This is a genomic window from Aeromonas sp. FDAARGOS 1414, assembly GCF_019047065.1.
GTDB classification, from domain to species: domain Bacteria; phylum Pseudomonadota; class Gammaproteobacteria; order Enterobacterales; family Aeromonadaceae; genus Aeromonas; species Aeromonas veronii_A.
In genome coordinates this window covers 3,119,218-3,137,500 of sequence record NZ_CP077210.1, presented here as the reverse complement: position 1 = coordinate 3,137,500, position 18,283 = coordinate 3,119,218, and the positions used below count along the sequence as shown (strand labels likewise).

At 57.0% G+C, this 18,283-nt stretch carries 13 protein-coding genes, 6 tRNA genes and 2 rRNA genes (1 of these 21 cut by a window edge); 8 read left to right on the top strand and 13 right to left on the bottom strand.

The features are described 5' to 3' along the window. Positions 1-2,834: ribosomal RNA gene (locus I6L44_RS14080) — 23S ribosomal RNA — on the top strand; it begins 58 nt to the left of the window's first position. A gap of 123 nt (positions 2,835-2,957) precedes the next feature. After that, positions 2,958-3,072 (top strand): 5S ribosomal RNA (gene rrf / locus I6L44_RS14075). Positions 3,073-3,698: 626 nt separating this feature from the next. On the opposite strand, the gene I6L44_RS14070 is transcribed toward rrf, so the two are convergent. After that, a tRNA-Ser gene (locus I6L44_RS14070) sits at positions 3,699-3,786 on the bottom strand. A gap of 197 nt (positions 3,787-3,983) precedes the next feature. Between I6L44_RS14070 and I6L44_RS14065 the strand changes: the two genes are divergently transcribed. Both I6L44_RS14065 and I6L44_RS14060 read left to right on the top strand, forming a co-directional pair. Next, positions 3,984-4,733 carry a DsbA family protein gene (locus I6L44_RS14065; protein ID WP_005340211.1) on the top strand — a complete coding sequence of 250 codons (750 nt, stop codon included), beginning with the start codon at positions 3,984-3,986 and terminating at the stop codon, positions 4,731-4,733. A gap of 296 nt (positions 4,734-5,029) precedes the next feature. Beyond that, the gene (locus tag I6L44_RS14060) at positions 5,030-5,932 is read left to right on the top strand and encodes a sulfite exporter TauE/SafE family protein (protein ID WP_216952151.1); all 903 of its coding nucleotides are present in this window, start codon (positions 5,030-5,032) and stop codon (positions 5,930-5,932) included. On the opposite strand, the gene I6L44_RS14055 is transcribed toward I6L44_RS14060, so the two are convergent. Both I6L44_RS14055 and hemL read right to left on the bottom strand, forming a co-directional pair. Next, positions 5,847-6,662, bottom strand: coding sequence for a hypothetical protein (locus I6L44_RS14055; protein ID WP_216952150.1), 816 nt, complete (start codon positions 6,660-6,662; stop codon positions 5,847-5,849). The two genes, I6L44_RS14060 and I6L44_RS14055, sit on opposite strands and share 86 nt — an antisense overlap. A 217-nt stretch (positions 6,663-6,879) precedes the next feature. Next, positions 6,880-8,166, bottom strand: coding sequence for a glutamate-1-semialdehyde 2,1-aminomutase (hemL, locus tag I6L44_RS14050; RefSeq protein ID WP_076495780.1), 1,287 nt, complete (start codon positions 8,164-8,166; stop codon positions 6,880-6,882). Between the two features lie 244 nt (positions 8,167-8,410). Between hemL and clcA the strand changes: the two genes are divergently transcribed. The 3 genes from clcA (at position 8,411) to erpA (ending at position 11,024) form a co-directional block, all read left to right on the top strand. After that, on the top strand, positions 8,411-9,799 hold the full coding sequence (gene clcA, locus I6L44_RS14045; RefSeq protein ID WP_216952149.1) for a H(+)/Cl(-) exchange transporter ClcA: 1,389 nt from the start codon (positions 8,411-8,413) through the stop codon (positions 9,797-9,799). Positions 9,800-9,890: 91 nt separating this feature from the next. Further along, entirely contained in the window at positions 9,891-10,586 is a 696-nt protein-coding gene (locus I6L44_RS14040) for a DUF6776 family protein (RefSeq protein WP_005343032.1), read from the top strand. Positions 10,587-10,673: 87 nt separating this feature from the next. After that, entirely contained in the window at positions 10,674-11,024 is a 351-nt protein-coding gene (gene erpA / locus I6L44_RS14035) for an iron-sulfur cluster insertion protein ErpA (protein ID WP_005340225.1), read from the top strand. 138 nt (positions 11,025-11,162) lie between these two features. Here the strand turns inward: erpA and nhaC are convergent, their stop codons facing one another. After that, entirely contained in the window at positions 11,163-12,572 is a 1,410-nt protein-coding gene (gene nhaC / locus I6L44_RS14030; protein WP_005357819.1) for a Na+/H+ antiporter NhaC, read from the bottom strand. 301 nt (positions 12,573-12,873) lie between these two features. Here nhaC and I6L44_RS14025 point away from each other — a divergent pair, with 301 nt between their 5' ends. Continuing rightward, positions 12,874-13,083, top strand: coding sequence for a hypothetical protein (locus I6L44_RS14025; protein ID WP_005357820.1), 210 nt, complete (start codon positions 12,874-12,876; stop codon positions 13,081-13,083). Here the strand turns inward: I6L44_RS14025 and I6L44_RS14020 are convergent. From I6L44_RS14020 to rsmC, 9 genes are all read right to left on the bottom strand, one after another. Continuing rightward, positions 13,078-13,350, bottom strand: a complete 273-nt coding sequence (locus I6L44_RS14020) for a late competence development ComFB family protein (protein ID WP_005343036.1) — start codon at positions 13,348-13,350, stop codon at positions 13,078-13,080. The genes I6L44_RS14025 and I6L44_RS14020 overlap by 6 nt on opposite strands. Before the next feature lie 109 nt (positions 13,351-13,459). Then, positions 13,460-13,545, bottom strand: a tRNA-Leu gene (locus tag I6L44_RS14015). Between the two features lie 71 nt (positions 13,546-13,616). Next, positions 13,617-13,702 (bottom strand) — tRNA-Leu (locus I6L44_RS14010). A gap of 46 nt (positions 13,703-13,748) precedes the next feature. Beyond that, positions 13,749-13,834, bottom strand: a tRNA-Leu gene (locus I6L44_RS14005). Between the two features lie 44 nt (positions 13,835-13,878). After that, a tRNA-Leu gene (locus I6L44_RS14000) sits at positions 13,879-13,964 on the bottom strand. 53 nt (positions 13,965-14,017) lie between these two features. After that, positions 14,018-14,103: transfer RNA gene (locus I6L44_RS13995), tRNA-Leu, on the bottom strand. A gap of 128 nt (positions 14,104-14,231) precedes the next feature. Then, entirely contained in the window at positions 14,232-15,692 is a 1,461-nt protein-coding gene (gene glgA / locus I6L44_RS13990; protein WP_058058561.1) for a glycogen synthase GlgA, read from the bottom strand. Next, positions 15,682-16,899, bottom strand: coding sequence for a glucose-1-phosphate adenylyltransferase (gene glgC / locus I6L44_RS13985; RefSeq protein WP_216952148.1), 1,218 nt, complete (start codon positions 16,897-16,899; stop codon positions 15,682-15,684). The genes glgA and glgC overlap by 11 nt, the downstream gene beginning before the upstream one ends. A gap of 151 nt (positions 16,900-17,050) precedes the next feature. Then, a complete protein-coding gene (gene rsmC, locus I6L44_RS13980) occupies positions 17,051-18,079 on the bottom strand; it encodes a 16S rRNA (guanine(1207)-N(2))-methyltransferase RsmC (RefSeq protein ID WP_216952147.1) in 1,029 nt (342 codons plus the stop codon). Positions 18,080-18,283 lie beyond the last annotated feature (204 nt).

Here is an 18,283-nt window from a genome sequence, read left to right as displayed (position 1 = left end):
TACTAACCTGCGATAAGCTGTGAGAAGTCGGTAAGAGACGCTATTACTCACAGATTTCCGAATGGGGAAACCCACCCGAGATAACTCGGGTATCTGTTACTGAATACATAGGTAACAGAGGCGAACCGGGAGAACTGAAACATCTAAGTACCCCGAGGAAAAGAAATCAACCGAGATTCCCTCAGTAGCGGCGAGCGAACGGGGATTAGCCCTTAAGCATCTTGGAAGTTAGTGGAACGGACCTGGAAAGGGCCGGCGATACAGGGTGATAGCCCCGTACACGAAAACAACCTTGATGTGAAATCGAGTAGGGCGGGACACGTGACATCCTGTCTGAATATGGGGGGACCATCCTCCAAGGCTAAATACTCCTGACTGACCGATAGTGAACCAGTACCGTGAGGGAAAGGCGAAAAGAACCCCTGTGAGGGGAGTGAAATAGAACCTGAAACCGTGTACGTACAAGCAGTGGGAGCCCTTCGGGGTGACTGCGTACCTTTTGTATAATGGGTCAGCGACTTACATTTTGTAGCGAGGTTAACCGTATAGGGGAGCCGTAGGGAAACCGAGTCTTAACTGGGCGTCTAGTTGCAAGGTGTAGACCCGAAACCGGGTGATCTAGCCATGGGCAGGTTGAAGGTTGAGTAACATCAACTGGAGGACCGAACCCACTAACGTTGCAAAGTTAGGGGATGACCTGTGGCTGGGGGTGAAAGGCCAATCAAACTCGGAGATAGCTGGTTCTCCCCGAAAGCTATTTAGGTAGCGCCTCGGACGAATACTACTGGGGGTAGAGCACTGTTTGGGCTAGGGGGTCATCCCGACTTACCAACCCCATGCAAACTCCGAATACCAGTAAGTACTATCCGGGAGACACACGGCGGGTGCTAACGTCCGTCGTGAAGAGGGAAACAACCCAGACCGCCGGCTAAGGTCCCAAAGTTCTGGTTAAGTGGGAAACGATGTGGGAAGGCTCAGACAGCTAGGATGTTGGCTTAGAAGCAGCCATCATTTAAAGAAAGCGTAATAGCTCACTAGTCGAGTCGGCCCTGCGCGGAAGATGTAACGGGGCTCAAACCAGGCACCGAAGCCGCGGATTCACACTTATGTGTGAGTGGTAGGGGAGCGTTCTGTAAGTCTGCGAAGGTGTATCGAGAGGTATGCTGGAGATATCAGAAGTGCGAATGCTGACGTAAGTAACGATAAAGGGGGTGAAAAGCCTCCTCGCCGGAAGACCAAGGGTTCCTGTCCAACGTTAATCGGGGCAGGGTGAGTCGACCCCTAAGGCGAGGCCGAAAGGCGTAGTCGATGGGAAGCAGGTTAATATTCCTGCACGACTTGTAATTGCGATGGGGGGACGGAGAAGGCTAGGTGGGCCAGGCGACGGTTGTCCTGGTGAAAGTGCGTAGGTGGTGTTTCTAGGCAAATCCGGAGACACAACACTGAGACACGAGACGAACACACTACGGTGTGGAAGCCATTGATGCCCTGCTTCCAGGAAAAGCCTCTAAGCTTCAGATTACAAGTCATCGTACCCCAAACCGACACAGGTGGTCGGGTAGAGAATACCAAGGCGCTTGAGAGAACTCGGGTGAAGGAACTAGGCAAAATAGAACCGTAACTTCGGGAGAAGGTTCGCTCTTGATGGTGAAGTCCCTTGCGGATGGAGCAGTTGGGAGTCGCAGTGACCAGATGGCTGGGACTGTTTATCAAAAACACAGCACTCTGCAAACACGAAAGTGGACGTATAGGGTGTGACACCTGCCCGGTGCCGGAAGGTTAATTGATGGGGTTAGCGCAAGCGAAGCTCTTGATCGAAGCCCCGGTAAACGGCGGCCGTAACTATAACGGTCCTAAGGTAGCGAAATTCCTTGTCGGGTAAGTTCCGACCTGCACGAATGGTGTAACCATGGCCATGCTGTCTCCACCCGAGACTCAGTGAAATCGAATTCGCCGTGAAGATGCGGTGTACCCGCGGCTAGACGGAAAGACCCCGTGAACCTTTACTACAGCTTGGCACTGAACATTGAACCTACATGTGTAGGATAGGTGGGAGGCTTTGAAGGCGTGACGCCAGTTGCGCTGGAGCCGTCCTTGAAATACCACCCTTGTATGTTTGATGTTCTAACGCAGGGCCCTGAATCGGGCTCGCGGACAGTGCCTGGTGGGTAGTTTGACTGGGGCGGTCTCCTCCCAAAGAGTAACGGAGGAGCACGAAGGTTGGCTAATCCTGGTCGGACATCAGGAGGTTAGTGCAATGGCATAAGCCAGCTTAACTGCGAGACGGACAGGTCGAGCAGGTACGAAAGTAGGTCATAGTGATCCGGTGGTTCTGAATGGAAGGGCCATCGCTCAACGGATAAAAGGTACTCCGGGGATAACAGGCTGATACCGCCCAAGAGTTCATATCGACGGCGGTGTTTGGCACCTCGATGTCGGCTCATCACATCCTGGGGCTGAAGTCGGTCCCAAGGGTATGGCTGTTCGCCATTTAAAGTGGTACGCGAGCTGGGTTCAGAACGTCGTGAGACAGTTCGGTCCCTATCTGCCGTGGGCGTTGGATGATTGAAGGGAGTTGCTCCTAGTACGAGAGGACCGGAGTGAACGAACCTCTGGTGTTCGGGTTGTCACGCCAGTGGCACTGCCCGGTAGCTAAGTTCGGAATCGATAACCGCTGAAAGCATCTAAGCGGGAAGCGAGCCCTGAGATGAGTCATCCCTGACCCCTTGAGGGTCCTAAAGGGCCGTTGGAGACCACAACGTTGATAGGCGGGGTGTGTAAGTGCAGCGATGCATTGAGCTAACCCGTACTAATTACCCGTGAGGCTTAACCATACAACACCCAAGAAGTGTTCTAAGGCTTGTAGCGAATGAACGAACTACTCAAATTCAGTGGTAATGACAAAGCAAACTAGCCAAGTTGTTATTCACATCAGCTTTCCAAGATTGAAGAATTTGCCTGGCGGCCATAGCGCCGTGGAACCACCTGATCCCATGCCGAACTCAGAAGTGAAACGCGGTAGCGCCGATGGTAGTGTGGCATTCGCCATGCGAGAGTAGGACACTGCCAGGCACCCAATACAAGAAACCCCGCTCATCGAGCGGGGTTTTTTATTACCTGAAACTCAGAAGGTAGCCTGATTTTTGACCGGCCCTATCTCCTTTCCTCTGTACTTATTGTTACTCGGCGCTGCTTTCTGGTTCCACAAATAGCCTGATGTTCCGCTTGGTACTCTTTCTTCACTGAACCGCTGTCGCTCTGTATGGCGGCTCTGGCGTAGTCATGACCCACGAATCCTATGCTCGCCTGTACGCTAGGATCTCTTGCTTGCGATCTTTCCTGGGCATCTGCGTCCTGTGTTAGCTGAAGTCTTTCTTTTTGAGCCCTCTGCTTGTCCATGATTTTGTTAGTCGCCCACTGACGTTATGCCAGAGAGTGTGTTGGCTGTGCTAACACGCAGGCGCAGTGGTTGCTGCGTTGGGTCCTTGTTGTTTGGGGTAATAAGGAATTGGGAAGGGATTCGCGCAGGAACGCAGAGGTTCGATGTTGGTAGGGGATCTTGTGGTGGCTATTGAGCCTGCAGGTGGGAAAATGAATGGGGGCGCTAAAGAAGGCTAATGTGTTGAGAGCTATAAGGAGTGGCAAATAGCAGGCAAATAAAAAGCCCACGCAACATGGTTGCATGGGCTCGGTATAAATGGCGGAGGAGGTGGGATTTGAACCCACGGATGGTCGCCCATCGCCGGTTTTCAAGACCGGTGCATTCAGCCGCTCTGCCACCCCTCCGCAGCAGTGCGGCGAATATTACCATGCTGATCCGGCTTGTAAATCCCCGTCCGGTTCGATTGCTGGTTAATTGCACGAAACGACATGAAAAAGTGGCAATCAGGGTGCATCAAGCGCTTTTTTGGCCAGATAACTTGACTTGAAAACAGACTCAACCACTATAGTGGCCTCTATCATATCCTCTGCAAGATAACGTTATGACTATTAAAAATGCCCTGTTTTGCGCGCTGGCTGGCGTGACCCTGCTGGCGACGCCGGTACATGCAAGCGAGCTGACCAAAAGCGATGTCGAGCAAATCGTTCGCGACTATCTGGTCAAGAATCCCGAGATCCTGGTCGAGATGTCCAATGCCCTGCGTGCCAAGCAGGAGAGCCAGCAGGCCGAGAGTGACAAGGCGCTGATCAAGGCTCACTCCAAGCAGCTTTATGCCAATCAGGATCCCGAGATGGGGAATCCGAAGGCGTCGCTGACCATTGTAGAGTTTTTCGATTACAACTGCGGTTACTGCAAGCGGGCCCATCCGCTGGTCAAGCAGCTGATGGCGGAAGACAAAGACATCCGGTACATCTACAAGCAGTTCCCCATTCTGAGCGAGTCCTCCTACTTCGCAGCCCGTGCTGCGTTGGCGGTCCAGCTGGGTCAGCCTGACAAATACCAGGCGTTCCACGAGAAGCTCTATAGCCATCAGGGCCCGCTCGCTGATGAAGCACAGGTCAAGCAGTTGGCAGTGGCGGCCGGTGTGGACTGGAGCAAGGTGGAAGCCAAGATCAAGGATGGCAGCATTGACCAGAACCTCGGTACCAACCGTGCGCTGGCGGAAGCGCTCGGTATCTCCGGTACCCCGGCCTTCATCATCGGTGATCAGATCCTGCGCGGTGCTCCCCGTGATCTGGCCAGCCTGAAGGGGTTTATCAAGGACGTGCGTGCCGGCAAGAGCATTCAATAAGCTGTTGTCCTGGTCGAGGCCCCTGCGCCCCGGCCAGATACAGAAAGAGGGTCGGTATCACTACCGGCCCTCTTTTTTATTATGTCCTTTGGCACAAGTGGTCGTCGCGAAAGGACCATAACAACGTGCTCAGGACCCGGCCTGTTGGCCTCAGTAACAAGTATTAGCAGAGTCGTTCGGAGTCTATTGATAAATATTTCGCCTCGCAGAGGTGTGTCGTGAGCATTGCTTAATTCCGGTCAAGATTTTTTCTGCTGCTTGCCTTAGAATCGCCGCCCGTTGCAGGAGAAACCCCTATGTTAGTTGATATTTTACGGCTGGTTTTTATAGCCGGAGGCCTCGTATTCATCTTTATGCTGGTGCAAGCCTGCTGGCGGAAGAAGCAGAGTGGATCCTTTGAGGCGACCCCCTTCTGGCCGGTGGCGTTGATCGGTGGGGTTGCCAACTTCCTCGATACCCTAGGGGTGGGCAGCTTTGCGGTAAAGACCGCCTGCTACAAGCAGTTCAAGCTGATCGATGACCGGGTGCTGCCGGGTACCCTCAATGGGCAGTGTGTGCTGCCGACCGTGACTCAGTCGCTGATCTTCGTCGGCGCAGTAGCAGTGGAACCGCTGACGCTGATCAGCATGATGATGGCCGCCGCCGCAGGCGCAGCTTGGGGGGCTCGCCATGTGGCCTCATTTGATCGGCAGACCATCCGGTTGGTGATGGCTATCTCCTTACTGATCGTCGCAGGGCTTATCTTTGCCGGTCTGCTGGGTCTTTTCCCCGTTGGTGGAGATGCGATGGGGCTCAGCGGCTACCAGTTGGCGATCGCCTTGCTCGGCAACTTCATCTTCGGAGTGTTGATGAATGTCGGTATCGGCTTGTTTGCCCCCTGCATGACACTGGTTTATCTGCTGGGGATGAATCCGCTGGCGGCGTTTCCCATCATGATGGGCTCCACCGCCGTGCTTAGCGTTTTCTCCGCAGGCACCTTTATCCGCAAAGGGGCGTTTGATGCCAAAGCCGTGCTGGCGGTGGCCATCTTCGGCCCCATCGGTGTGGTGCTGGCCGCCATGCTGGTCAAATCCATGGATATGGAGATGCTGAAGTGGCTGGTTGCCTTTATCGTCATTTATACCTCCTGGACCATGTACGCCTCCTGGCGGGCGGCGCGTCGCTCCCCTGTGCAACTGGCGGTGGAGAGCGCAGGCTAGCCTGTACCAGTGCCGCTTCGGCCTTGGCCCCCAGAAAGACATAGAGGCCCAGCGCCAGCAGCAAACCCACCGCGCACCCCATCACTCCGACCGCTGGCCAGAGCAGCTCGTTCTGGCCGAGCGAGCCTTTGAACAGCAGCAACAGCCCCTCGATGGAGACCGCGATCAGAATGGCGGCGATAAAGCGGGTGATGGTGCGGCGAATAGCGCTGTGGCGGAAGATATCCTTATGCAGCAGTACCTCCTCTTCCAGAATGGTCTTGCCCAGATCGAACACCGCCAGTGCCAGCGTCAGAAAGATGATGGCGCTAAAGGCGCCGAGCTGGTTCTGCTGCTCGCCGCACAATAGCTGGTAAAGCTGCTCCAGCCCGTGCCAGATGAGCGTTGCGACGATGAGAAACAGCGCCATGCTGAGCACCACATAGACCGCCTTGAACCAGGGCATGGCGCGGCGGCGCTCCCTGTCTCCCATCAACCAACCAATCAGTTGATTCAGACAGACAGTGATCTCTCGTCCTTGCCCCTGCACGATGAGGTGCAGCCGGTTATGGGCGGCCGGTGCCGCAGGCTGGATGCACATCGGCCCCTGATAGTGGTCAATGCTGATGACAAAGGGATACCCCTTGAGCGAGACAAGGGGGGCGCTGAGCAGCCCCTGCAGTAGCGGGGTCAGCTCCTCCTGATACTCCTGATAGCGCCGCAGCACATCGATGGGGCTCATCTCTGCCATATGGACCTCGGTGACGTGGGCTCTTGTGGTGAATGTGCAAATAGTGGGCCTGCTTTATGACAGGGATGGCAGGGTTAGTTGCACCAGAGGATGACAAATTGGTCAGTGACGAAGAGGGAATGCACCAGAACTGGGCGTATCGATGCCCTGTCTGGTGATGAAGGCACTGCAATAGAAAAGGGCCCGTGACGGGCCCTTTGCGACAACCAGCGGCGATTTAGCCAGCCAGCTTGGCGAAGCTGCGCTCAGCGGCAGCCAGGGTATGTTCGATCTCCTTGTCGCCGTGAGCCAGAGACAGGAAGCCCGCCTCGTAGGCGCTCGGCGCCAGATAGACGCCCTCTTCCAGCATTAGATGGTAGAAGCGCTTGAAGCGTTCCATATCGCAGCGAGTGACCTGCTCGTAGCGAGTGATTTCGTTCTCTTCGGTGAAGAAGAAGCCGAACATGCCGCCCACATAGTTGATGGCGAGCGGGATGCCGTGCTTGGCGGCGGCCGCTTTCAGTCCCTCGGCAACCCGCGCAGTCTTGGCGCTCAGCTGCTCATAGAGGCCCGGCTCCAGCAGCAGATCCAGCATGGTCAGACCGGCAGCCATGGCTACCGGGTTACCGGAGAGAGTTCCCGCCTGATAGACAGGGCCGGTCGGGGCGATGTGCTGCATCACCTTCTTCTTGCCGCCGAAGGCGCCCACCGGCATGCCGGCGCCGATGATCTTGCCAAGAGTGGTAAGATCTGGGTCGATGTTGTAGTGACCCTGGGCACCACGCAAGGAGACGCGGAAGCCAGTCATCACTTCGTCCAGGATCAGCAGGGCACCGAACTCGTCACAGATGGCGCGCAGCCCTTCCAGGAAGCCGGGGACCGGCGGGATGCAGTTCATGTTGCCTGCGACCGGCTCGACGATGATACAGGCGATCTCGCTGCCGTACTGGGTGAAGGCTTCACGCACCGAATCCAGATCGTTGAAGACGCAGGTCAGGGTGTGTTTGGCGAAATCGGCCGGAACGCCCGGGCTGTTGGGTTGACCCAGGGTCAGGGCGCCGGAACCTGCCTTGACCAGCAGGGAGTCGGCGTGGCCGTGGTAGCAGCCCTCGAATTTGACGATCTTGTCGCGGCCGGTGTAGCCACGGGCCAGACGAATGGCGCTCATGGTGGCTTCGGTGCCGGAGTTGACCATCCGCACCTGCTCCATTGAGGGGACGATTTGGCGGACTTTCTCGGCCATCAGCACCTCGATCTCGGTCGGCGCACCGTAGCTCAGCCCTTTCTCAACGGCCTTGATGACGGCGGCCTTGATGGCCGGGTGGTTGTGACCTAGCAGCATGGGGCCCCAGGAGCCGATGTAATCCACGTAGGCCTGACCATCCACATCATAGAGATAGGCGCCATCGGCGTGATCGATGAAGCGGGGTGTGCCGCCGACCCCATTGAAGGCGCGGACCGGTGAGTTGACGCCACCCGGAATGGTCTGGCGGGCCTGTTCAAACAGCTGATCTGATTTTGACATGGATCATCCTTAATGGGATTTTGGTCGTCACACAAGGGATTGCAGCCGATTGAGACTCGGCAGGCCGGAGCATCAGGAGTATGCTTTGCGCTCTCGCCACCCGGACTCTCGGTCTGCTCCCGTGACAAAAATTTAACGGGCCGACTATAGCAGAAAGCCCCAGCCCTGGGCAGCCGAGCAACGCGCCGGGTGATCCTGATCTCAGCTAGCTGACGATATGGTTTTTCCAAGTTGGTGTAACAAGATGGCGCAACAAGCTCTCTCCTCTGAAGCCGATACCTCTTTGCGGAGGCCGCTTTCCCGCATTATCCGGCAAGACAAGATGCCCTTGCTGGTGCTGCTGCTGGCGGCGCTGGTCGGCACCCTGGCCGGACTGGTGTGCGGTCTGTTCGAATCGGGTGTCCACTGGCTGGCAGAACAACGTATCGATTTGCTGGCAGACCGTCCCTGGTGGCAGCTCGGTCTGCTTGGCTTTGGCTTCAGCGCCTTGCTGGGATTTGTCGGTTACTTCCTCACTCATACCTTTGCCCCGGAAGCGGGCGGCTCCGGCATCCCCGAGATCGAGGGGGCGATGGACGATCTGCGCCCGGTTCGGTGGTGGCGGGTGTTGCCGGTCAAGTTCTTCGGCGGCATCTGCACCCTGAGTTCCGGCATGGTGCTGGGGCGGGAGGGGCCTTCGGTACAGATCGGCGGCAACCTTGGCAAGATGGTGGCGGATATCTTCCGGTTGCCCAAGGAGCATGGCCATGCCCTGTTGGCCGCCGGTGCGGCGGGAGGTCTGGCAGCGGCCTTCAATGCGCCGCTGGCGGGCATCCTGTTCGTGATGGAGGAGATGCGGCCGCAGTTTCGCTACTCCTTTCTGGCCATCAAGGCGGTGGGGATCTCCGCCATCATGGCGACCCTGATGTTGCAGAACATGAAAGGGCAGGGAGCGGTGATCACCTTGCCCCACTACGATGCGCCAGCCCTCAAGGCGCTCTGGCTGTTCCTCTTTATGGGGGCTACCTTCGGGGTGCTCGGTTTTGTCTTCAACAAGCTGGTGCTGGCCTGTCAGGATGGCTATCTGGCGCTGCATCAGAACAAGCGCCACCGTTTTGTAGCCATCGGCATGCTGGTCGCCGGAACATTCGGTGTGCTGTCGCTGTTTGCTCCCGCGGTGACGGGGGGCGGCACCGAGCTTATTCCCCATCTGATGGGGGATGAGTATGCGATGGCGACCCTGTTCCTCATCTTCTCGGTGCGGCTGGTCGCGACCCTCATCTGCTTCTGCTCCGGTGCCCCGGGCGGGGTGTTTGCGCCAACCCTGGCATTGGGCACCCTGTTTGGCGTGGTGTTCGGCCATCTGTTTCATGCGGCGTTTCCGGAGCTTGGCATCGAGCCCGGCGCCTTTGCCATCGCCGGAATGGGGGCTCTCTTTGCTGCCACCGTGCGTGCCCCCATCACGGGTATCGTGCTGGTCACCGAGATGACCGACAACTATCAGCTGATCTTGCCGATGATGATCACCACAGTCGGTGCGACTCTGGTTGCCCAGTGGCTGGGTGGCCGACCCATCTATTCCCAGATCCTGGAGCGAACTTTACGGCTCGCCGCGCGTCAAAAGCGGGGTGATGGCAGCGCCACGGCCAGTTAATTTTTCCCTTTATCGCCTTTGGCCTCGGTCAGGGCGGTATAGTGAAGGGAGAGGCGCTGCCGTAAATGGCGTGATAACGGGATGAGGGGCTATGTCCAATCTATTGAAGTTATTGGTCGTGTTAGCCGTTGGCGGGCTCATCGGTTACTTTGTCGGTAACCGTCAGGAGCTGGCCCAGAGCAGTCTGTTGGTGGTACAGCAGGAGACGCTGGATCGTCAGGGCAAGGCCATCGGCCAGCTCAAGACCGAGCTGGGGGTGAAAGATACCCAGCTGGCAACCCAGAAAGCGGCCTTCGAGCAGTTGCAGACCACCCTGAAGAGTCAGGAGGCGCAGGTGCAGGAGCTCAAGCGCCAGCTGGCCTTTTTCGAGCGGATCATGCGCCCCACCGGCGAACAGGTGGGGGTAGTGATCGACAACCTGACTCTGCAGGAGACCAGCATTCCCGGTCGCTACCACTATCGTCTCGCCCTGACCCAGCCTGCCAAGAAGCGGGAGCTGTTTCGTGGTCAGGTGCAGATCCGGGTCGAGGGGAGTCTGGCTGACAAGCCGAAGACGCTGACCGGCCGCGATCTCGGAATGAAGGTGAGCGAGTGGCGTTATGCCCTGCGTTATTTCCAGCTGCTGGAAGGGAATTGGCAGTTGCCGGAAGGCTTTGTGCCGGATCGAATCCGTGTCACCATCAACAAGGATGGCAGGCAACCGGCGCAAGAGCTGCTGGTTGAGTGGGGCGAGGTGATCAAGCCGCTGGTCGCCGCACCGCCTGCCCCGGTTCCCGCGGCCGGTTAAACGTGGTGAATACTTGAACTGAATGGTCGGGTATTGGATAATTTCGCGGTTTCCATGTTTGTGGATCTAATGGTTGTGAGGTCAGTAATGAGTGCAGTAGCAGAAGCCCCGCTGCCCATCCAGATGACGGATGCGGCGGCCAACAAGGTGAAGAACCTGATCACCGAGGAAGAGAATCCCGAGCTGAAGCTGCGGGTATACATCACGGGTGGGGGCTGCTCCGGTTTCCAGTATGGCTTTACCTTTGATGAGAAGATCAACGACGGGGACACCGTAGTCGAGAAGAATGGCGTCACCATGGTGATCGATCCCATGAGCCTGCAATATCTGGTTGGCGGCAGTGTGGATTACACCGAGGGTCTGGAAGGTTCACGTTTCACCGTGACCAACCCCAATGCCACCACGACCTGTGGCTGTGGCTCCAGCTTCTCCATCTGATCGGCGTTATCGGTCTGATGAAACGGCTCTCGGCAACGAGGGCTGTTTTTGTTTGTGGTGCTCAGTGCCTCCATCAAACAGCATTTCTCTGAAACAACAAAGGCGCCTCGATGGCGCCTTTGTTGTTTGCAGGATGGCTTAGCGGGAGCTTGCCGCCGCGACCAGCGGGATCCGGTTCACTGCCTTGCCCATGTAGGCGAGGGTGATGGTCACAATGATGCAAGTGAAGCTCAGCCACATGTAAGGCAGGTAGTCGAGGGTTGCCACCCCCAGTACCCCGGCCATGAAGATGCCGTTGTCGCTCCATGGCACCATGCCGCAGGTGAGGGTGCCGCCAAACTCGGCGTTGCGAGAGAGGTTCTTGCGCGCCAGTCCCAGTCGATCGTAGTTTTTGGCCATGATCTTGGGGGTCAGGATCAGCGACACATACATGGCCGAGCCAAACACGTTAGCCAGAAACGCGGTGCCGATGGTGTGGCTGGTCAGGCTGCCGACGCTGTTGATGCGCTTCTCGAAGGCGCTGGCGATCACTTCCAGAATACCGACCTTCTCCAGCAGGCCGCCAAACCCGAGACCGAAGATGATGACCGCAACCGAACCCAGCATGGACTCCATGCCACCGCGACCGAGAATGTTGTCGATAAAATCGATGCCGGAGGTGATGGCAAACGGACTATAAGCCGAGTGCATCGCCTTGACCGGATCCATGCCCTGGAAGGCGATAGCCCAGATCAGGCCCAGCAGGGCGCCGAAGCTGATCACCGGGAAGGCGGGCTTGCGATTGGCCAGCAGGCCCAGTACCAGCACCACCGGCACTATGGCCAGCGGAGTGATGTTGAACTGGTTGTCGAGGGCCTCCATCACCAGATTGACCTGCTCCAGGCTGACGTTGCCCGAATACTGCATGCCCACCACGGTGAACAGCACGGCGGTGATGACATAGGAGAGCAGGCTGATGGGCAGCATCCCCTTGATATGCTCCACCACGTCGACGTTGGACATGGTCGAAGCCAGCACTACTGAGTCGGAGAGCGGAGAGAGCTTGTCACCAAAATAGACGCCGGAGAGCACGGCACCGGCGACCAGCGGCGCAGGCACGCCGAGACTGTGGCCGATCCCCATCATGGCGATACCGGCGGTGGCGGCAGAGCCCCAGGAGGTGCCGGTGGCCAGCGAGGTCAGGGAGCAGATGATCAGGGTTGCCAGCAGGAAGATGGACGGGTGGATCACCTTGAGGCCGAAGTAGATGATGCTGGGGACTATGCCGCCAGCAATCCAGGTGCCGACCAGAGCACCGACGGAGACTAGGATCAGGATGGCCCCCATCCCCTTGGCAACGCCGTCAACGGCAGCCTGTTCCAGGGATTTGTAATCGTGGCCGAGTTTGATGCCAAGCCCCATGATGACGAACCAGGCGATGAACAACGCCAGCTGGATCGGCAGATCGAGCACGCTGGTGAACGAGAATGCCAGGGCCAGGAAAATGGCCAGACAGGCAAACACCTGTGCCATGCCCGGTAGTCGGATGTGGTTTTGTTGGTTTTGCATAGATACTTCCTAAACTCTTGCTCGCCAAGGTCACTCCCTCTCGTCCTGTGGATACATCGATCCCGAGGAGGCAACCCAAAAAGAGGCCGCAATCTACCACAAACCCGGCGGGTTAAAGCCCCATCAAATTGGCAAAAATGCACATTTGATTGAAAAAATCACAAATTAGTTGATCTCATAACCCGTTTTTGAGCGGCCTGTTGACACAAGGGGTTACATACGAAGCTTGCCTGTGACGCCACTTGCATCCCCATTAGATGAAGATGATAATTATTATCAATTGTTGATTGGGGAGAAAACAATGCGCTGGATATTGCGGGGGATGATGTTGCTGGTGGCGGTGGCCGTACTCGCATGGGGTCAGGATAAAGAGTACGGCACCTGGAGTGCCGGTTTTCTGCTGGCTGCCTGGGTGATGCTGGAGCCCGGATTGCGCCCCGCCTTGATCTTGCTGCCAGTGGCCGGGTTGACCGGTATCGTTACCCTGCTCTGGCAGCAGCCCTGGTTATGAACTTTTGACGGGAGCCTGCTTGATCTTCTGCTGTGCCACCTTGAGCGATTCGACCACCAGCTTCTCCATTTCGGTACGCTTGGCGTCGGTCAGGAAGTAGATCATGTCGACATTGTGGCGAATATAGTGGGCCGGAAGCTGGTTGAGGGTAAGGCAGCAGAGGTCGGCCATCTGATCGCTGTTGAGCTTTTGCTGCAGCCCCTGTTTCTCAATCTCCTTGAGCACCAGATGTTCGTAAAAGTTGTGAATGTCGGTATCCAGTATCATATGGGTTCCTTGGCATGACGATGAGCGGGGAGTCGTCAAAAGCATAGCCATAACAAGGAGTAAAAACAAAAGGCCCATCACTTTCGTGATGGGCCTTTTGCGTAATGAATGGTGCGAAGAGAGGGACTCGAACCCTCACATCCGTGGGACACTAACACCTGAAGCTAGCGCGTCTACCAATTCCGCCACCTTCGCACACTGATTTTCTCCAGCTGGTTTTTAAATGCGGTTGGAGCGCATTGCTCTGTGTTTACATGTCAGAATCATGGTGCGAAGAGAGGGACTCGAACCCTCACACCCGGGGGGCACTAACACCTGAAGCTAGCGCGTCTACCAATTCCGCCACCTTCGCACATTCGGGTTTCCAGTCTGGATTTACATGCTGTCTGGATAAAGCATGGTGCGAAGAGAGGGACTCGAACCCTCACATCCGTGGGACACTAACACCTGAAGCTAGCGCGTCTACCAATTCCGCCACCTTCGCACATTGTGTTACCAGTTTTGATTTACATGCTGTCTGGAGAAGCATGGTGCGAAGAGAGGGACTCGAACCCTCACACCCGGGGGGCACTAACACCTGAAGCTAGCGCGTCTACCAATTCCGCCACCTTCGCACATTCGGGTTTTCTAGTTGGATTTACATGCTGCTGAATCAGCATGGCAGTATTGGTGCGAAGAGAGGGACTCGAACCCTCACATCCGTGGGACACTAACACCTGAAGCTAGCGCGTCTACCAATTCCGCCACCTTCGCATCACTGCGGAGGGGGATTCTATAGAGTTTTGGGGGAGCGTCAACAGCCAAAGGGGACTTTTTTCGCTGTTGACGCCCAAAGTGGCGCCAAGGGTACAAAACTTCAGCAATTAGCCGACGTCTGGCATTCAGTAACGGCCCAATGCGTTCTGATACATCCGTTCATACTGGGTGACCGAGTCAGGCCAGTTGAAGCGGGTGCTCATGGCATTGCGCTGCACCTTGGCAAAACGCTCCTTGTCCTGCAGGAAATAGAGCAGGCTGCGGCGCATGGTATCGAGCAGGATGGCGGCAGTCGGATCGTTGAAGCAGAAGCCGGTAGCATGCTCGGGATCCGCATCCCAATCCACCACGGTATCTTTCAGACCCCCCACGGCGCGCACCAGTGGCAGGGTGCCATAGGCGAGACTGTACATCTGGTTGAGGCCGCAAGGCTCGAACAGAGAGGGCATCAGGAAGAAGTCGGCACCGGCTTCGACCAGATGAGCCAGCCGATCGTCATAGGTGTTGATGAAGGCGAGCTTGCCCGGATAATCCCGGGCCATGGTTTGCAGTTGCGTGGCGAGCGCAGGATCGCCAGAGCCGACGATCACCACTTGTACCTGATGGTGGAGGAATTTCTCCAGCGCAGGGAGCAGCAGGGGAACGCCCTTCTGCTCGGTCAGGCGGCAAACCATGCCGTAGATGGGCAAGTCCGCCACGGCCAGCCCCGCCTCCTGCTGCAGGCTCTCTTTGCAGATCTGTTTGCCAGCCATGTTGTCGATGCTGTAGGTCGCAGGCAGGAATTCGTCGAACTCAGGATCCCAGTCCTTGTAGTCGCAGCCGTTGAGGATGCCGCAGAGATCTGCCGCCCGCTGCTGGAAGATATGCGCCATGCCGTGGGCGCCGAGGTGAGTCAACAGCTCCTGGGCATAGTTGGGACTGACCGCATTGATCTTGTCGGCGTAGAGCACCCCGCATTTGAGCAGATTGACGTGGCCGTAGTCGTAGTTGATGCGGCGTTCGTAGTCGGCGATCTCGGGCATGGCCCAGAACTGCTCGCGGCCAAACACCCCCTGAAACGCCGCGTTGTGAATGCTGATCACGCTGCGGGTCTGCTGGAAGAAGGGGTTGTGGGCATGACGGGTTTTCAGCAGCAGCGGCAGCAGGCCGGTGTGCCAGTCGTTGCAGTGGGCGATGTCCGGCGCAAAGCCGAGTTGCTCGCAGGCATGGAGGGCCGCGGCCGAGAAGAAGGCAAAGCGCTCGCCATTATCCGGATAGGCCTGATTGTTCTCGGCGTAGAGCTGGGGACGATCGAAATATTGCGGGCAATCGAGCAGATAGACGCAGACGCCATCCAGCTCCATCTGGTAGATGCGATAACCGATATCCGGCAGCCCGGGGTGGGTTGGCAACCAGCGAGAAGCGACCAGTCTGGCCTCATCCCGTCGCTTTATCGTCTTGTAGAAGGGGAGCATGATCCTGACATCATGCCCCTTCTGGGCCAGGTACATCGGCAGGGCTCTGGCGACATCGGCCAGGCCCCCGGTCTTGACCAGCCCCTCAACCTCCGAGGCAACAAACAGGATTTTCAGTGGGTTAATAGCCAACTCTTGCTCCCTTAGGTACCACCACGATACCGCCTTCGGATACGGTAAATCGCTCTCTATCGTGGTCGAGATTTTCACCGATAACGGTGCCGGGCGCAATTTCAACGTTTTTATCTATGATCGCGCGCCGGATGGAGCACCCCTCACCAATCTTGATATCCCCCAGTAACACCGACTCACTGATGTGGCTGCAGGGGCCAATATTGCAGCGGAAACCGAGGATGGAGCGCTGGATCTGGCTGCCCTGAATGAAACAACCGGCGGAGATCAGGGAGTTGGCTATCTTCACCTTGCACTCGTCGCTGTCGATGAAGGTAGCTGGTGGCAGCGCCGGATAGTGGGTGTGCAGTGGCCACTTGCGGTTATAGAGGGAGAAGGGGGGATTGTCGGCCACCAGGTCCATGTGCGCTTGCCAATAAGAGTCTAGAGTGCCCACATCCCGCCAGTAGACGTGCGGTTTCTCGCCGGGGATGACGTTGGTGCTGTAGTCATAGACATAGACGGGGGCGCGCGGGTAGAGGCTCGGGATCACATCCTTGCCAAAGTCGTGGCTGGAGTTCTCCTCGGCGGCATCCCGCTTCAACTCACGGCAGAGGGCATCGGTCTCGAAGATGTAGTTGCCCATGGAGACCAGCGCCTGGGTCGGATCGCCGGGAATGTGCTTGGGCTGCTTCGGTTTCTCCTGAAAGCCGATCATCCGTCCTTCTGTATCTACCTCGATCACCCCGAAGGCGCTCGCCTCTTCGATGGGCATGCGCAGGGCCGCGACTGTCATGGCAGCATTTTTTTGTTTGTGGAAAGTGACCATCTGGCTCACATCCATCTTGTAGATGTGGTCGGAGCCGAAGATGCAGACGTGATCCGGTTCGGCCCGCTCGATAAAGCCGAGGTTCTGGTAGATGGCATCGGCGGTGCCGTCATACCAGCGTTTGCCCATCCGCATCTGGGCCGGGATGGGATCGATAAAGCGGTCGGTGATACCGACGATATTCCACCCCTTCTTCATGTGCAGATAGAGGGACTGGGATTTGAATTGGGTTAGTACATAGATGCGTAGAAAGTCTGCGTTGACGAAGTTGTTGAGGACAAAATCGATCAGCCGGTAGCTGCCACCGAAGGGGACGGAAGGCTTGCTGCGGGTGGTGGTCAGAGGCTGCAGGCGAGTACCTTCGCCACCAGCCAGGATCATGGTCAAAATGCCAGCCATCGTATTTCTCTCCCTGAATGAACAACATGAAAAGGTTTTCAAGGCTCGGTATAAAAACACCCCTAAAGGGGTGGTTTTTATCGTGCTCTTAGTACCTTACCAGATCCCGTATGGGGCTCTCTAGCGGTTTTCTTGTACTGCTTACACTTAATTACACTTTGCTCAGATAGACCTTGAATTTGGCATCACTGCTGATCACTTCAGTCCGTTTGAAGTGTGTCTCCAGTATAGGCTGGTAGCGCAAGAAGGCGTTGGCAACAATGGTCAGCGAACCATTTGGCAGCAAAAATTCCGGCGCCTTGGCCAGGAACTGCTCGGTCGCCGCATAGAAGGTTTTGAGACCCGCATGGAATGGCGGGTTGGAGACGATGTGCTGGAAACGGGTGGAGACATCCGAATAGACATCGGAAGCGGTGACCTTGCCCTGCAGACCGTTGATCGCCAGGGTGCGGCGGCTCGATTCGAGCGCCAGCGCGCTGATATCCACCATGTTGACCCGCAGATCCGGATTGCGCTTGGCCAGCACAGACCCAATTACCCCGGCGCCGCAGCCAAAATCGAGCAGCTCGCCATTCATCGGTGGCACTGCAGCCAGCAGCATCTGGGTGCCGAGATCCAGCTCGGCGGCGCTGAAGACGCCGGGCAGCGCCAGCACGGTCAGCTCGGTATCACCGGCCTTGCACTGATAGCGGCCAAACCAGCTATCCAGATTGAAAGGTTCAACCGGTTGGCTCAGCTCACCGTGATAGAGCGAGCAGCGGCGCGCCGAATCGCGCTTGATCGGCTTCTCGCCATAGGGGGCCAGCAGCTTGTCGGCGCCATTGATGCCGCCGCGGTTTTCACCGGCCAGGAACAGATCTGCACCCGCTTCCAGCAAGGGGGTCATCATGGCCAGCAGATATTGTGCCTCGGCCTTGGCCTTGGGCATCAGCAGCAACAGGGCATCGAAGCGGGGGGCACCACCTAGCTGGTGGTCAAACAGGATCGCCTCGCCGAGGGCGGCCTGCTGGCTGCGGTAGTAGCAGTAATCGGTGGTAAAGACGGTCAGGGTCCGGGCCAGGCTCGCCAGCTGGCGGGGGTAGTCATCCTCCAGGGCGCCACAGACAAGTAGCCGCTTGCCGACAAAGAGGGCTTGGTTTCGTTCCAGCATCTGGCTGACGGCACTGATAGGGCTGCTCATCGGGTCTCTCCACGCAATTTTGGGCGGCCATTATACATAGCCCCTTTCGCCTTGACATTTATGCCGTGTTCCCGAAATATGCCCAGACACCATTTTTTGACCAGAGATGACGAAATGCGGTTCAACGGGTCGAAACGAAAGCACAAAAAAAGCCTGAAATTCGGGCCTGCCGACGTTCGCGCGTAACCTCTCATCCCTGAGAAG

What these genes read in the sequence shown, in the direction of transcription:
- erpA (WP_005340225.1), top strand. Translation starts at nt 10,674, where the DNA reads ATGAGTGCAGTAGCAGAAGCCCCGCTGCCCATCCAGATGACGGATGCG.
- I6L44_RS14060 (WP_216952151.1), top strand. Translation starts at nt 5,030, where the DNA reads ATGTTAGTTGATATTTTACGGCTGGTTTTTATAGCCGGAGGCCTCGTA.
- I6L44_RS14020 (WP_005343036.1), bottom strand. Translation starts at nt 13,350, where the DNA reads ATGATACTGGATACCGACATTCACAACTTTTACGAACATCTGGTGCTC.
- I6L44_RS14055 (WP_216952150.1), bottom strand. Translation starts at nt 6,662, where the DNA reads ATGGCAGAGATGAGCCCCATCGATGTGCTGCGGCGCTATCAGGAGTAT.
- I6L44_RS14025 (WP_005357820.1), top strand. Translation starts at nt 12,874, where the DNA reads ATGCGCTGGATATTGCGGGGGATGATGTTGCTGGTGGCGGTGGCCGTA.
- rsmC (WP_216952147.1), bottom strand. Translation starts at nt 18,079, where the DNA reads ATGAGCAGCCCTATCAGTGCCGTCAGCCAGATGCTGGAACGAAACCAA.
- nhaC (WP_005357819.1), bottom strand. Translation starts at nt 12,572, where the DNA reads ATGCAAAACCAACAAAACCACATCCGACTACCGGGCATGGCACAGGTG.
- glgC (WP_216952148.1), bottom strand. Translation starts at nt 16,899, where the DNA reads ATGGCTGGCATTTTGACCATGATCCTGGCTGGTGGCGAAGGTACTCGC.
- I6L44_RS14040 (WP_005343032.1), top strand. Translation starts at nt 9,891, where the DNA reads ATGTCCAATCTATTGAAGTTATTGGTCGTGTTAGCCGTTGGCGGGCTC.
- hemL (WP_076495780.1), bottom strand. Translation starts at nt 8,166, where the DNA reads ATGTCAAAATCAGATCAGCTGTTTGAACAGGCCCGCCAGACCATTCCG.
- clcA (WP_216952149.1), top strand. Translation starts at nt 8,411, where the DNA reads ATGGCGCAACAAGCTCTCTCCTCTGAAGCCGATACCTCTTTGCGGAGG.
- I6L44_RS14065 (WP_005340211.1), top strand. Translation starts at nt 3,984, where the DNA reads ATGACTATTAAAAATGCCCTGTTTTGCGCGCTGGCTGGCGTGACCCTG.